Annotated in this window: 13 protein-coding genes; 8 read left to right on the forward strand and 5 right to left on the reverse strand. The window is 70.0% G+C overall.

Annotation, left to right across the window (positions count from 1 at the left end):
- Window positions 1-345, forward strand: a complete 345-nt coding sequence (locus ADK54_RS30735) for a metal-sensitive transcriptional regulator (protein WP_053729023.1) — start codon at window positions 1-3, stop codon at window positions 343-345.
- Window positions 346-467: 122 nt separating this feature from the next.
- Here the strand turns inward: ADK54_RS30735 and ADK54_RS30740 are convergent, their stop codons facing one another.
- Together ADK54_RS30740 and ADK54_RS30745 are read right to left on the reverse strand one after the other, a co-directional pair.
- The gene (locus ADK54_RS30740) at window positions 468-665 is read right to left on the reverse strand and encodes a hypothetical protein (RefSeq protein WP_053729024.1); all 198 of its coding nucleotides are present in this window, start codon (window positions 663-665) and stop codon (window positions 468-470) included.
- 138 nt (window positions 666-803) lie between these two features.
- Window positions 804-1,595 carry a hypothetical protein gene (locus tag ADK54_RS30745; RefSeq protein WP_053729037.1) on the reverse strand — a complete coding sequence of 264 codons (792 nt, stop codon included), beginning with the start codon at window positions 1,593-1,595 and terminating at the stop codon, window positions 804-806.
- An 89-nt stretch (window positions 1,596-1,684) separates the two neighbouring features.
- On the opposite strand from ADK54_RS30745, the gene ADK54_RS46900 reads away from it, so the two are divergent.
- Window positions 1,685-1,837 (forward strand): hypothetical protein, encoded by a 153-nt coding sequence (locus ADK54_RS46900; protein WP_199827063.1) that lies wholly within the window; start codon window positions 1,685-1,687, stop codon window positions 1,835-1,837.
- 378 nt (window positions 1,838-2,215) lie between these two features.
- Window positions 2,216-3,772, forward strand: a complete 1,557-nt coding sequence (locus ADK54_RS30750) for an FAD-binding oxidoreductase (RefSeq protein WP_053729025.1) — start codon at window positions 2,216-2,218, stop codon at window positions 3,770-3,772.
- A gap of 12 nt (window positions 3,773-3,784) precedes the next feature.
- Here ADK54_RS30750 and ADK54_RS30755 read toward each other — a convergent pair whose 3' ends face one another.
- The 3 genes from ADK54_RS30755 to ADK54_RS30765 all read right to left on the reverse strand — a co-directional run bounded on the left by ADK54_RS30755 (window position 3,785) and on the right by ADK54_RS30765 (window position 6,683).
- Window positions 3,785-4,489 (reverse strand): phosphatase PAP2 family protein, encoded by a 705-nt coding sequence (locus tag ADK54_RS30755; RefSeq protein ID WP_053729026.1) that lies wholly within the window; start codon window positions 4,487-4,489, stop codon window positions 3,785-3,787.
- A 202-nt stretch (window positions 4,490-4,691) separates the two neighbouring features.
- Complete coding sequence (locus ADK54_RS30760; RefSeq protein ID WP_324610205.1) at window positions 4,692-5,699, reverse strand: bifunctional lytic transglycosylase/C40 family peptidase; 1,008 nt, start codon at window positions 5,697-5,699, stop codon at window positions 4,692-4,694.
- An 84-nt stretch (window positions 5,700-5,783) separates the two neighbouring features.
- Window positions 5,784-6,683 carry a trypsin-like serine peptidase gene (locus ADK54_RS30765; RefSeq protein ID WP_063802083.1) on the reverse strand — a complete coding sequence of 300 codons (900 nt, stop codon included), beginning with the start codon at window positions 6,681-6,683 and terminating at the stop codon, window positions 5,784-5,786.
- A gap of 439 nt (window positions 6,684-7,122) precedes the next feature.
- Here ADK54_RS30765 and ADK54_RS30770 point away from each other — a divergent pair, with 439 nt between their 5' ends.
- The 5 genes from ADK54_RS30770 to ADK54_RS30790 all read left to right on the forward strand — a co-directional run bounded on the left by ADK54_RS30770 (window position 7,123) and on the right by ADK54_RS30790 (window position 12,826).
- Window positions 7,123-7,431 (forward strand): hypothetical protein, encoded by a 309-nt coding sequence (locus ADK54_RS30770; protein WP_053729027.1) that lies wholly within the window; start codon window positions 7,123-7,125, stop codon window positions 7,429-7,431.
- A gap of 174 nt (window positions 7,432-7,605) precedes the next feature.
- Window positions 7,606-8,472: a hypothetical protein gene (locus tag ADK54_RS30775; RefSeq protein ID WP_053729028.1), complete on the forward strand. Its 867-nt coding sequence runs from the start codon at window positions 7,606-7,608 to the stop codon at window positions 8,470-8,472.
- The gene (locus ADK54_RS30780; RefSeq protein WP_199827064.1) at window positions 8,462-9,835 is read left to right on the forward strand and encodes a hypothetical protein; all 1,374 of its coding nucleotides are present in this window, start codon (window positions 8,462-8,464) and stop codon (window positions 9,833-9,835) included. Before ADK54_RS30775 ends, ADK54_RS30780 begins: the two co-directional genes overlap by 11 nt.
- Window positions 9,832-11,379, forward strand: coding sequence for an SCO6880 family protein (locus ADK54_RS30785; protein WP_053729029.1), 1,548 nt, complete (start codon window positions 9,832-9,834; stop codon window positions 11,377-11,379). The genes ADK54_RS30780 and ADK54_RS30785 overlap by 4 nt, the downstream gene beginning before the upstream one ends.
- 19 nt (window positions 11,380-11,398) lie before the next feature.
- Complete coding sequence (locus ADK54_RS30790) at window positions 11,399-12,826, forward strand: ATP-binding protein (RefSeq protein WP_053729030.1); 1,428 nt, start codon at window positions 11,399-11,401, stop codon at window positions 12,824-12,826.
- Window positions 12,827-13,493: the final 667 nt, after the last annotated feature.

Consider the following 13,493-nt stretch of genomic DNA (forward strand, 5'->3'; position numbering starts at 1 on the left):
ATGACGACCACCGAGGCAGCCGGCCCCCCGGTCGAGACCCCTGTGACCGATCACGACCACGGCGTGCACGGCTACCACAAGCAGAAGGACGAGCACCTCAAGCGGCTGCGCCGGATCGAGGGCCAGATCCGCGGTCTGCAGCGGATGGTCGACGAGGACGTCTACTGCATCGACATACTCACCCAGGTCTCCGCGTCCACCAAGGCCCTGCAGTCCTTCGCCCTCCAGCTCCTGGAGGAGCACCTGCGGCACTGCGTGGCGGACGCGGCGGTGAAGGGCGGCGACGAGATCGACGCCAAGGTCGAGGAAGCCACCAAGGCCATCGCCCGCATGATGCGCACGTGACGCGAGGACGCGGCCGTACGTGACGCAAGCAGGCACCCGTACGAACGGGGCGCGGCGGGCCCGGACCGGCCGCGCCCTCTGCCCCCGTAGGGACCGGCGCCCCCAGCAGGGACCGGTAGGACCTAACCCCGAGAGTTACGTTCCGGCGGCTGCCCGGCCGGTCCGGGCTGCCCCACGTTCAGCACCTCGTCGATGAGGTCCGGGCTGAGCCGGTCCCCCTCCGCGGCGGACGCCGCGATCATCAGTTCACCGCACAGCTCGATCTCGACGAGGGCCACGTGGTCCTGGACGGTCGCACCGCGAAGCGAAGCCACGCACATCACCTCTTCCTCGACCTCTTCCCGCTCTTCTCGCCATCGTCGGCTTCCTAGCGTAGGGAGAGGGACACGGACCGCGCATGGCACGGACGGACCATTTCCGCCATCACAGGCCCACCTGAGGGGGCCATTTCTGGCTGATTACGGCTGGATCTTCCCGTCGAAGATGTCCCGCGCGTCCGGCAGCCGTACGCTCACGGCCGCCCCGAACGCGTACAGCAGCGTCGTCGAGGCGACCGCGACGGGCCGGCCCCGGTTGACGTAACTGAACTGCTGGCGCACCTTGCACAGCCGCCCCGCCTCGTCGAGGTACGCGTCGAACGGCACCGCCCCCTTGGAGAACCCTTTCGCCACGCTCGCGGGCAGTACGGCGCTCCCCCGGTAGTGCCGCACCTTCACCCCGGCCAGTTCCTCTTCACCGACGTACGTCACGCCCTGCGCGCCGCGCAGCAGCTCGGCGGCCGTGTACGGGTCGGTGACGCCGCCCGTGACGAGGTTGCCGTCGGCGAGCGCGGCGGTGTCGACCCGCACCCACTTGTTCGCGGGCACCCCGGCCCCCCGGTTCTTCATGTAGAGCGCGCCGGGCGCGAGGAGCTCGGTAATCGGCTGGTGGTCGACCTCCCCCGCGGCGTCGTTGGGCAGCACCACCGTCAACTGCCCGGTCCTGTGCCGGAAGTCGTACGTTCCCTGGCCTCGGATCGCGACCCGGGTGCCGCCGGTGGCCATCTCCATGGAGGTGGTGGCCTTCGAACTCCCCGCCGCCACAAGGCGGTCGGCGGCGCCGCGCACCAGCGCCGCCGGGTCGGCGGTGCCCCCGCTCGCGACTTCCGTGCTGCTCGCGCCGCACCCGGCGGCGCTCGCGATCACCCCGCCCACCAGCGCGGCGACCGCGATCGCACCCGCTCGCCCGGCTCCGTGCCGTTGCACCACCATCGTCGCCAAACCCCCAACGCCCACTGGCCTAGCCCGTACTCCTAACGACTCCGGTACGGCCCCCGTCACGCCCGCAGTACGGTGGTGAGGTGCCCCACCAGACCACCATCACGGAACGCGGCAGCTTCGCGATCGCCCGCTGCTCCTGCGGCTGGACGGGCCCGGCCCGCCGAAGCCGCGACAGAGCCCGGACGGACGCCCAGACCCACAGCCCGCCCCTCTCCGTCCCGTCCGGCGCCTGACCAGCTCCGGAGGCGCTGCCTCCACCCCACCTGCCTCCCGCGGTTGTGCGGTCGTTCCACTGCGGGCCGTCAGTGGCTGGTCGCACAGATCCCCGCGCCCCTAGCAGCGCGGGTTCTGGCCAGCACCGGTGTCTTCAGCCCGTCAGGGGATCACGGACATGTGCCCACCTTCAGCCCGTCATGGGGGTCCCCCTGGCCCTGAAGGCCTTGGGGGAGTTTGAGGACGAGCGCCCTTCAGGCGCGACCGGGGTCTGGGGCGGAGCCCCAGGGAACCCCCACCGGGCCGCAGCCAGAACGATTCACCCCCGGAGGGTCTAGGGAAGGGGCGGGGTGGGGAATGAGCAAGCGCAGTGCCCCACACGCCCCCGGGAGCCCCGAATGCGCCGCCGCACCCTCCTGACCGCCGCCGCGGCCACCCCGACCGCCCTCACCGCAGCAGCCTGCACCACCGGCACCGGCACGCACAAACCGCCCCCACCCAGCACCACCCCCTCCGCATCCGCATCGGCATCCGCGCCCGCGGACTGGAACGCCCTCGCCCACTCCCTGCAGGGCAAGCTCGTCCGCCCCGACGACGCCGATTACGCGACGGCCCGCCAGCTCTACAACACCCGCTACGACGACCAGAAGCCCGACGCGGTCGCCTACGTCGCCCACGAGGCGGACGTACAGGAATGCCTCGCCTACGCCCGAGCCCACCGCACCCCGATCTCCGTCCGCAGCGGGGGCCACGACTACGCCGGGTGGTCATCGGGCACGGGCCGCCTCGTCATCGACGTGTCGCGGCTGAGCGGCGTGGCGGCCGACGGCACCATCGGCGCGGGCGCGCGGCTGATCGACGTCTACACCGACCTCGCCGAGAGCGGCCGCGCGATCCCCGGCGGCTCGTGCCCCACCGTCGCCGTCTCGGGCCTCACCCTCGGCGGCGGCCACGGCGTCACGGCCCGCGCGTACGGGCTGACCTGCGACAACCTGACCTCCGTCAGCCTCGTCACCGCCGATGGCCGAAAACTGACGGCGAGCGCGAAGCAGAACCCGGATCTGTTCTGGGCCCTGCGCGGCGCGGGCAACGGCAACTTCGGGGTGGTCACCGGATTCACCTTCCGTACGCACCCGTCCCCGCAGGGTGTGACCGCCTTCCTCACCTGGCCCTGGCGGCAGGCGCAGGGCCTGATCGAGGCCTGGCAGGAGTGGGGCCCGGCCCAGGCGGACGAGATCTGGTCCGCCGCGCACCTGGCGAGCGCGGCCGGCGGCGGCAACCCGACCATCAACATCGCCGCGTTCTCGATCGGTTCGTACGGCGACTTCCAGAACGCGCTCGACCGCCTCGCCGACCGCGCGGGCGCCCCCGCCGCCTCGGTGTCCCTGCACCGCACCGGCTTCCAGGACGCGATGCTGCTGTACGCGGGCTGCTCCACGTTCAGCCAGGCCCAGTGCCATATGCCCGGCAAGACCCCGGGCCGCAACCCCCAGGGTGTGCTCCAGCGCGAGACGTACGCCGCGAAGTCCGACTTCTACACCAAGGCGCTCCCACCGGCGGGAGTACATCAACTCCTCACCGGATCCGAGGAGTTCACCCGCATCGCGGCCGCGGACGGCGGGGGCGGCGGCACCATCGTGCTCACCGCGCTCGGCGGCGCCGTCAACCGGATCGCCCCGGACGCCACCGCCTTCGTACACCGCACCTCGCGGGTGCTCGCCCAGTACATCGCCTCATGGCAGGCGGGCACTCCGGGCGCCACCCAGCAGTCCTGGCTGACCCGCACCCACGGCGCGATGCGCCCGTACGCGTCGGGCGCGGCCTACCAGAACTATCCGGACCCGGCGCTCGCCGACTGGCGTACCGCCTACTACGGCTCGGCCGCGCCTCGCCTGGCCCAGCTGAAGAAGCAGTACGACCCGACCAGGCTGTTCGACTTCCCCCAAGCGCTCTGATGGAGCGTCAGGTCAAGCGGCGAGGTCGCGCTCCTCGGAGCCGGGGTACTCGACCGTGCCGCCGGCCGCCGCCGGAACCACCGTCAGCGCTTTGCGCGAGTGCACAAGGCGGCCGAGCCGCGGCGAGCGGGCGACGGCCGCGACGACCGGGGTGAGCAGCAGCTGGGCGAGCGGGGCGAGCAGCAGCGCGACGGCGGTGCCGAGCGCGAAGCCGCCCACGACGTCGGTCGGGTAGTGCACGCCCATGTAGACCCGGCAGAACCCTTCGAGCAGGGCGAGACCGAGCGCGACGAGGCCGAACTTCCGGTTGGCGACGAAGAGCCCGGCCGCGAGCGCCATGGCGAGGGTGGCGTGGTCGGAGACGAACGAGAAGTCGGTCTTGCCGTCGGCGAGGACTTCGAGGCCCTTGTGGTCGAGGAAGGGCCTCGGCCGTTCCACGAAGCCACGAATGGGGATGTTGACCAGGACGGCGATCCCGGCGGCCAGCGGCGCCCACACGATCCCGGCCACGGACGCGACCGCCGACTGCCGGTCCTCCCCGCGCCGCACGCTCCACCAGCACCACAGCACGACGAGCACGAGGCCGAGCAGGATCCCGTACTCCCCGACGAACGCCATCGCGCGATCGAGCCAGGACGGGGCGTCCTTGGCGAGTCCGTTGATGTCGTAGAGCAGGCTGACATCGGGATTCGCGCCGTCGAATGCGAGTCCAGCCATGCTGCGGCCCCTTGCCTTGTTCCGTCCTGCTACCAACCCCCGTGGTCAGTACGTACATCAGTCACTGTCCAGGGAACGCCCTCAGCGCCCATCACGTTCCACTCTCCACTGAATGATCACGCCGACGTTATCGAAGAGTGACTCATCGTCGCAGCTCAGGGCCTTGGCTTCACGGAGAGTTCCAGCCATCGGGGGAGCTTGTTCAAGCCCCCGGTTTGAAGCTGGGCAGGGCGGCCGCACCGTCCTTGGTGACCCGGGTCGCGCCGAAGTAGTCGGGCGCGTCGATCTTGTCGAAGCGGATGACGGCGCCGGTGTAAGGGGCGTTGATCATGTACCCGCCGCCCACGTACAGCCCGACGTGGTGGATGGCCCGCGAATTGCTGAGGTCGGTCGAGAAGAACACCAGGTCCCCGGGGAGCAGTTCGTTCCGGGCGGGGTGCGGGCCGGCGTTGTACTGGTCGTTGGCGACGCGCGGCAGCGTGATCCCGACGCTCTCGTACGCGGCCTGCGTGAGCCCCGAGCAGTCGAACCGCCCCCCTTGTTCGGGCGTCCCCTCCCCGCCCCAGAGGTAGGGCGTCCCGAGCTTCTGCTGCGCGTAGTAAATGGCCCCGGCCGCCTGCTGCGAGGGCTGCACCCGGCCGACGGGGGCGGCGAAGCTCTTCTCAAGGGAGCGGATCGTCTTCACGTAGCCCTGGGTTTCGCTGTACGGCGGAACGCCCCCGTACTTGATGACGGCGTACGCGCCGGCGTTGTAGGCGGCGAGCATGTTGCTGCTCTGATCGCCCGGCACGCTCTTGACGTCTTTGGACAGTTCACAGTCGTACGAGGCTGCCGAGGGGATGGCGTCGGCCGGGTCCCAGATGTCGGCCTTCCCGTCCCCGTTCGCGTCGATGCCGTGCGTGGCCCAGGTGCCGGGGATGAACTGCGCGATCCCCAGGGCATTGGCCGGGCTCTTGGCGTTGGGGTCCCAGCCGCTCTCCTGGTAGAGCTGGGCGGCGAGCATCGCGGGGTTGAGGGCGGGGCAGAGATTGCCCCACTTCTGCACGAGCGGCGAATACATGGCCGGAACAGCCCCTTTGGCCAGCCCGACCGCCCCGGCCCCGCTCGAAGCAAGCCCCGCGGCCGCCGAGTACGTGCCCACGACGAGCAGCGCAAGGAAGCTCAGGCACACCCCGAACCCGATCCCACCGACCACCCAGACTTTGCGCACCCCCCAACCCTCCCCCATGAGTGGCACGTTCACCGCCCATTTCGCGCGGAATCCCGAACAGGCGAAGCCGGCGCGGTCCGTGGATCAGGGAAGTATGCAGGCGCACGTGATGGGCTGGTTCGCTGCCTGAGGTGCCGTCAACGGCTCGCTGGCAGCGGCCGGTTGGGGGTCGATGGCCGTCGAGGCCGGCGCCGCGGGCTTGGGGTCGCCGGCCGCCTCCGCGAGCTTGTACAGCGACTTGGTGTGCTGCCCGAAGACGATGCTGTACGAGACGTCGGGGTCGTCCCCGCCGAACTCGTACCCGCCGATCACCCCCGCGATCGCCCCGCCCTCGACGACCCACGGGCTGCCGCTGGTGCCGCCGGGGAAGGCGGGGCAGTCGATGCGCTGCTGGGTGTCGCCGTACGCGACGGACGTGTTCGTGCAGACCTGCGGGACCTCGGTGTCGCCCGGGTATCCGGTGATGGTCACGGCCTCGCCGGTCGCGCGGCCGGCGAACAGCGGGGCGGCGCCCACCGCGTCCTCGACCTTCTTGCCGCCGTCGGAGCCGGGCCCGAGCACCGCGAAGGCGACGTCGCTGTCCTGGTCGCCGTCCTCGTTCCAGCTGTCGTCGGCGTACACCGACTGCACCGGCCAAGTCCCGTACGGCGCCGAGCCGTCCCGATAGGCCGGCACGAACACCGCCTTGCCGCCCTCCGATTGGTCCGCGGGCAGGCAGTGCGCGGCGGTGACGATGAGATCACGGCCCGAGCTGTGCACGACCGACGCGGTGCAGTAGTGGCCCCCGTCGAGGTCCCCGTTGAACAGGGCGCCCACACGGGCGTTGGCCGCCGTGGCCGGCGCTGTCGAGGTCAGGTTCTTGGCCCCGGCGTCATGGTCCCCGTACATCGGTATGACCAGGAGCACCGCCACGGCCGACAGCGCGCCGAACCTTCCGCGCGTGGTGGTCGCGAACTTCATCCCGGAGATGCCAGTGCGCTTCATACGGTGCGTCTCCTGGTGGTCGGCGGGCCTGCTTGCGGACTGCGAACACTGTGACCCTCTCGGACCCGGCTGAGAACGACCATGAAGCTTTTCTGAGAAGTTTCTATGAACCGGCCCGTCGCCCGCGCACCTGCGCCGACGCCCGCTGACGCACGCCTGACGCACGCCTGACGCACGCCGACAAGACAACCGGCCCAAGGGTGCAACAACGACAACAATTGCCCGGAGTCACGCCGCGTGATACACAGAGTGACCATACGCGTTTTCGCATACACCCGGTTCACCGCAGGTCAGGGCGGTGCGACCGGCATTGCCGTGCAGGGTCGCGCAAAGAGAGGCGCCAAGGCGTCCTACTCCGGCGGTTTCATCAGCGAAGATAGAACCTGACCCATGCCGTGGGGCAGGGGCTTCGAACTACCCGACAGGGGCGGTGAGTTACATGTACCTGGCAGCCGGAAAAGGCGACATCACCACCATCATCGGCGGAATCGCCCCCAACTGGGGGCCGTTCGGGACGCTCGGCAACGAGGCCCGCATCATGGTGGAGGTGGTGATGGCGGTCGCCATCCTCCTCTGCCTCGGCATCGCGGTCTGGGGCGCGGCCAAACAGAGGATCGGGGCGACGGCGCTGCGCGACACCTTCAGCGCCGAACAGGGCAAGGGCCTGATCGTGGCCGGCCTGACCGGAGTCTTCATCATCGGCTCACTGGGCACGCTCTTCACCATCGTGTACGGGATGGCCGTCTGACCCCGCGTCAGCCAACCGTTCCCTTCTCCGTCCCCCCTCACACCACCCGTCCGTCGTGCCCACCGGCAGAGGTTGCGTCTCCCTGATGTCGAGTCACCACACCGCGCCCGCGCGGGAACCAGCACGGCTACCGTCGTACTACGCGGAACCGCACACGGTCGAGGGGGCGCAGGCATGAGTTTCGACGACGAGCCGGGCCACGGCGGAGGCGATCCCGGCCCCGCCGGCGACCGCTTCAGCACGCTCGGCGGCACCCGCCAGACCCGCACCCGCCTGCCCGAAGGCACCGGCGACATCTACGGCGGCGCCCGCCGCCCCCCGCGCAACACCCGCTCGCTGGTGATGGTGGTGGGCGTAGTGGTCCTGCTGGTGGCCGCGATCGCCTTCGCGAACCGGGGCGGCGATTCCGGTTCGACCTCGGACAACCAGAACGCGAAGAAGCCGGACCCGCAGTCGACGGCGGCGACGGGCACGAAGCCGGTGGCCGGCAAGCAGGCCGGAATCGCGTCCGGCTTCCCGCAGACCGAGCAGGGGGCGCAGTCGGCTGCGGCCAACTATGCGGTGGCGCTCGGTTCCGACGGGATGTTCAGCACCAGCCGCCGACACGAGATCGTGAACACGGTGTACGCCCCCGACGTCGCAACGGCCCGGCAGGGCGACCTCGACAAGGTGTACTCCGGGAAGGATTTCCTGACCCGCATCGGCCTCAACCCGGACGGAACGGCGCCCGCTGGGCAGACGTTCATCTCCCGGACCAACCCGGTCGGCGCCAAGGCCGACAAGTTCGACGGTGCCACCGCGACCGTGTCGGTCTGGTACTCGGCGCTGTTCGGGCTGGCGGGCGAGGGCTCCAAGAATCCGGTGTCCGAGAGCTGGTTCACGAACACGTTCCAGCTCAAGTGGACCGGCGGGGACTGGAAGATCGCCGACTTCACGCAGAAGGACGGTCCGGCACCCGTCGGCCGTGACCAGGCCGCCGCTCCGGCCAAGGACATGACCGACGCCGTGGAGCAGTTCGGAGGGTTCACGTATGCCCGGTAAGCCGCCCCGCCGCGCCTTCTCCGTCACTGCCGCGTTCACGGCCGTCCAGACGGCGGCCATCCTGCTCGCGAGCAGAGCGTATGCCGCGCCCTCCCCCACGCCGACTCCGAGCGGGGCGTCGGGCGGCAGCCCGAGCCCCAGTCCCAGCCCGAGCAACAACGCGTGCGACCTCATCCGCGGCCCCGCCAGGGACTACTGCGAATCCGGCTCCAGCAAGGGCAGCGCACCCGTAACCGACCCCAACCAAGCCGCCGACCCCCTCACCTCCCTGGCCAAGGGCTGTGCCGACGCAGCCGCCTGGATCGTGGGCAAGCTCTCCGACGCGGTGAAGTCCACCGCAACCGTGGACTTCACCAACGACAGCTTCCGCACCCAGTACGCCGTCGTCTTCGCCGCCGCCACCTTCCTCACCCTCGTCCTGTGGCTCCTGGCCGTGGCCAAGCGCGCGATCCGTGGGGTGCCGCTGTCGACGGCGATCTCGGAAGCCGTCGGCTTCCTGTGGCTGACCGTGCTGGCCTCCGCGTTCACCCCGCTGATCCTCTACACCGTCGTATCGGCGACGGACGCCGTGACCGAGGCCATCGCGAACGCGACCGGCAACCAGTCGGACGTGTTCTTCGGGTCGTTCTCGGCCGCGCTCAAGAAGGGCACGGACATCGGCGGCGGCCCGATCATGCTGATCGTCGTCGCCCTGGTCTCGATCCTCGCCGCGGGCGTGCTGTTCCTCGAACTGGTCATCCGCGCCGCCCTGTTGTACGTCGGCGCGCTGCTCGGCACCGTCGTGTACGCGGGGCTCGTCGACAAGAACATGTGGGGCCACGTGCGCCGCTGGGCGGGCATCATGATCGCCGTGATCATGGTGAAACCGGTCATCGTGATCGTGCTCGGCCTGGCCGGAGCGCTCTCCTCCGGCAAGGGCCCCGACTCGTTCTCGGCCGTCGTCTCGGGCCTGGCGATCATCTTGCTCGCGATCTTCGCCTCGGCGATGATCTACCGCTTCGTACCCGGCTTCGGCGACGAGATCGCCTCGGCCCGTACGAACCGTAAGCAGGCCACCGACGGCTCCCAGGCCGCCGCCCTCATCTCCTCGCCCGCCGCACTGGTCTCGCAGGGCATCAAGACCCACAGCGGCCGGGGCAACCAGGGGGGCGGCGCCGCCCAGGCCCGCCCCGCCAACCCCATGTCCGGTGGCGTGGCCGCCCACAGCAGCCGGGGCTCCGGCGGCGGGGTCGGCGGCGGAACTGTCCCTTCCGCCGCACCTCCGCCGCGCAGCGGCTCCGCGCCGACGTCCGGCACACCGCACTCCCACCGCCACAACACCGGCGGCACAGGTAACAAGAACACTGGAGGTGGAGGGCGTTGACGACCCAGTCCCAACCGGTCACGCCCCGCCGTACGTATCTGATCGGCCGCGCCCGGCCGTCGGCCGTCGTCGGCAAGAACCGCGAGACCGGCGAGATCGTGCTGATCATCGGCGGCGCCTTCCTCGGCATGATGTGCGGACTGCTCGTCCCCGTCCTGTCCCTGCGGATCGTGCTCCTGATGGGCTTCCCGTTCCTGGCGCTCGCCGCGGTGTACCTCCCGTACAAGCACCGCACGTTCTACAAGTGGTTTGAAATCAACCGCAGTTACAAGCGCTCGCTCCGGCGCGGCACCACCTACCGTTCCGGCTCGGCCGAGGCGGGCGTGGGCCTCGACGGGCGCGAGGTCGAGGTCGGGCCGCCGCCCGGCATCGGTCACATCAGCTGGCTCGCCGCCCCCTTCGGCCCCGACGAGATCGCGGTCCTGCTGCACGCGGACCGGCGCACCGTCACCGCCGCCATCGAGATCGAGGGCCCCGGCGTCGGGCTGCGCGACAGCGAGGACCAAGAGGCCCTGGTCGACCGCTTCGGCACGCTGCTCAAGCATGTCGCCAACGGCGACGGCTTTGTGACGCGGCTTCAGATGCTGGCCCGCACGCTGCCCGCCGACCCCGACGCGCACGCCAAGGACGTAGCCCAGCGCGGCGACACGAAGTCCCCGGACTGGCTGAAGGAGTCGTACGAACAGCTCCAGTCGATGGTGTCCACCTCCAGCGAGCAGCACCGTGCATACCTCGTGGCCTGCATGCAGTACAGCCGCGAGCTCGCCGCCGAGGCCCACGCGATGGCCCGCGCCGCGAACCCGCACGGCCGCAAGCTCGACCGGGACGCGGGGCTCGCGGTCGTCATGGCGCGTGAACTGACCGACATCTGCGCCCGGTTGGCGGAGGCCGACATCCGGGTGCGCCAGCCGCTCGGCCAGAGCCGGCTCGCCTCGCTCGTGCACTCCATGTACGACCCGGACCACCCCATCGACCACATCCAGGCCATGACCAAGCGCAACGCCTGGCCGGCCGAGCTGGACGCCGTGGAGCCGACGTACCTCCAGGCCAAGACCCGCGAGTCCTCGACCAGGGCGCCCTGGTGCCACGCCACCGCGTGGGTGAAGGAGTGGCCGATGACCCCGGTCGGCGTCAACTTCCTTGCCCCGCTGCTCGTCCACACCCCGGACGTCATCCGTACGGTCGCCGTCTGCATGGACCTCGAACCGACCGAAGTTGCGATTGAGCGAATGCTCACGGAAAAGACCAACGACGAGGCGGAGGCGTCCCGCGCGGCCAAGATGAACCGCACCGTCGACCCCCGCGACATCGCCGCCCACGGCCGCCTCGACCAGCGCGGCGAAGACCTCGCGAGCGGCGCCGCGGGCGTCAACCTGGTCGGCTACATCACGGTGTCCTCGCGTTCACCGGAGGCGCTGGCCCGCGACAAGCGGACCATCAGAGCCTCCGCCGGCAAGTCGTACCTGAAGCTGGAGTGGTGCGACCGCGAGCACCACCGGGCCTTCGTCAACACCTTGCCGTTCGCGACCGGCATCCGCCGCTAGTTGAGAGGCAGTACCCGCCATGCGAGATCCGCTGTCTCTCGTCACCGACGCCTTCACCGCCCTGCTTTTCGGCAAGGTGGAGACCACCCGGCTGCCCGTCCGCACCTCCACGGGCCAGGCCCAGGCCGTCTACCTGCCGACGGCGGCTCCCGGCCTCGGCGACTCGGGCGTGATCATCGGGCGAGAGGTGTACAGCGGCAAGGGCTACATCTACGACCCCTTCCAGCTGTACGGACAGCAGCTGCCGGCCCCGCACTGGCTGGTACTCGGCGAGTCCGGCAACGGCAAGTCGGCGCTTGAGAAGACGTATGTGCTGCGGCAGTTGAGGTTCCGCGACCGGCAGGTCGTCGTGCTCGACGCACAGGGCGAGGACGGAGTCGGCGAGTGGAACCTCATCGCGCGCGAGCTGGGGATAACTCCCATCCGGCTCGACCCGATGACCGCGATGGACGGCGGCATCCGGCTCAACCCCCTGGACCCGGCGATCACGACGACGGGCCAGCTCGCGCTCCTTCGAACGATCATCGAAGTTGCGATGGGACACGGCCTGGACGAACGATCGGGTTTCGCTCTCAAGGTGGCACACGCGTACGTCAACACCACGATCACGGACCGCCAACCGGTCCTGACCGACATCGTCGAGCAACTCCGCCACCCCGAGGCCGAATCGGCCGAGGCGATGAACGTCGACATAGACGACGTACGCGCCTGGGGCCTGGACGTCGCGTTGGTGTTGGACCGCCTGGTGGACGGCGACCTGCGCGGCATGTTCGACGGCCCGACCACGGTGGGGATCGACCTGGACGCCCCGCTGATCGTCTTCGACTTGTCCCACATCGATCGAAATTCGATCGCGATGCCGATCCTGATGGCGATCGTCGGCGTGTGGCTGGAGCACACCTGGATCCGCCCGGACCGGAAGAAGCGCATCTTCCTGGTCGAGGAGGCCTGGCACATCATCAACAGCCCGTTCGTGGCCCAGCTCTTCCAGCGCCTGCTGAAGTTCGGCCGGCGCCTGGGCCTGTCGTTCGTAGCGGTGGTCCACCACCTGAGCGACGTGGTGGACGGAGCGGCGGCGAGGGAGGCGGCAGCGATCCTGAAGATGGCCTCGACCCGCACCATCTACGCGCAGAAGGCGGACGAGGCAAGGGCGACGGGCCGGGTGCTCGGCCTGCCCCGCTGGGCCGTGGAGATCATCCCCACCCTCACCCCAGGCATCGCGGTATGGGACGTGAACGGCAACGTCCAAGTCGTGAAGCACCTGATCACAGAACGCGAACGCCCCCTGGTCTTCACCGACCGGGCCATGACGGAATCGGCCGCGACCGACGACATCCTGGCCTCGGAGCTGGACTCCCAACTCGAATCGGAAACAGAACGCCGAGCAGCGCTGGTGGAACAGCAAATGTCCTCGGCGGCAGACTCGCCCGAGTCCACGGTGGCCTGAAGTGAACGGAACCGGCACCCCGAGAGGCGACCAGCGCGGCATCCCGGACGGACTCCTGGTGGGCCTGCTGGCCTTCCTCCTGGGCCTGACGGTCCTGGTATGGACGGCCACCGGCCTGGGGGGCCTCTTCACCCACGGGGCCTGGCCCCCCGCCGTATCGTTCACTCACAGCCCGATGGCCCTGCGTTCCCTGGTAACGGCCCCCCACGACCTGCCATCGGCCTGGCCGGACACTCCCCCGAACTCCCTCTCGGGCTACGGTCTGTTCTGGGGCCTACTGATCGGCGAGCTGATGATCCTGCTCGTCCTGACGATCTTCGCACTGGGGACGTTCACGCGGTGGCGAGCGGTTAGGGCGAGAGCGAAGGCTGAGCTCGCCCAGGAGCCTTCGTCACCTCACGCCGCAGGCAACCGTTCCACCGTTCCGTCCCCCGTTGTGGGCAGTCGTTCCGCAGGGCGATCGGGGTCTCCCCTGGTCGAGCGAAGCCGAGACCTTGGGGAAGGGTGGGCACAACGAACCCCGCCAGCCGGAACCCCAGTCACTGCCCCCAACCCCGCGCAGCCCCTGGCCCCCGGCCCCGAGCAGCCGCTCACCGCCTCTCAGGCACAACGCCCCCAACAACCCACCCCCGCAAGGGAACCCGCCCCCACACAAGTGGAGCGATTC

It is taken from the genome of Streptomyces sp. WM6378 (assembly GCF_001279695.1).
Lineage (GTDB): Bacteria > Actinomycetota > Actinomycetes > Streptomycetales > Streptomycetaceae > Streptomyces.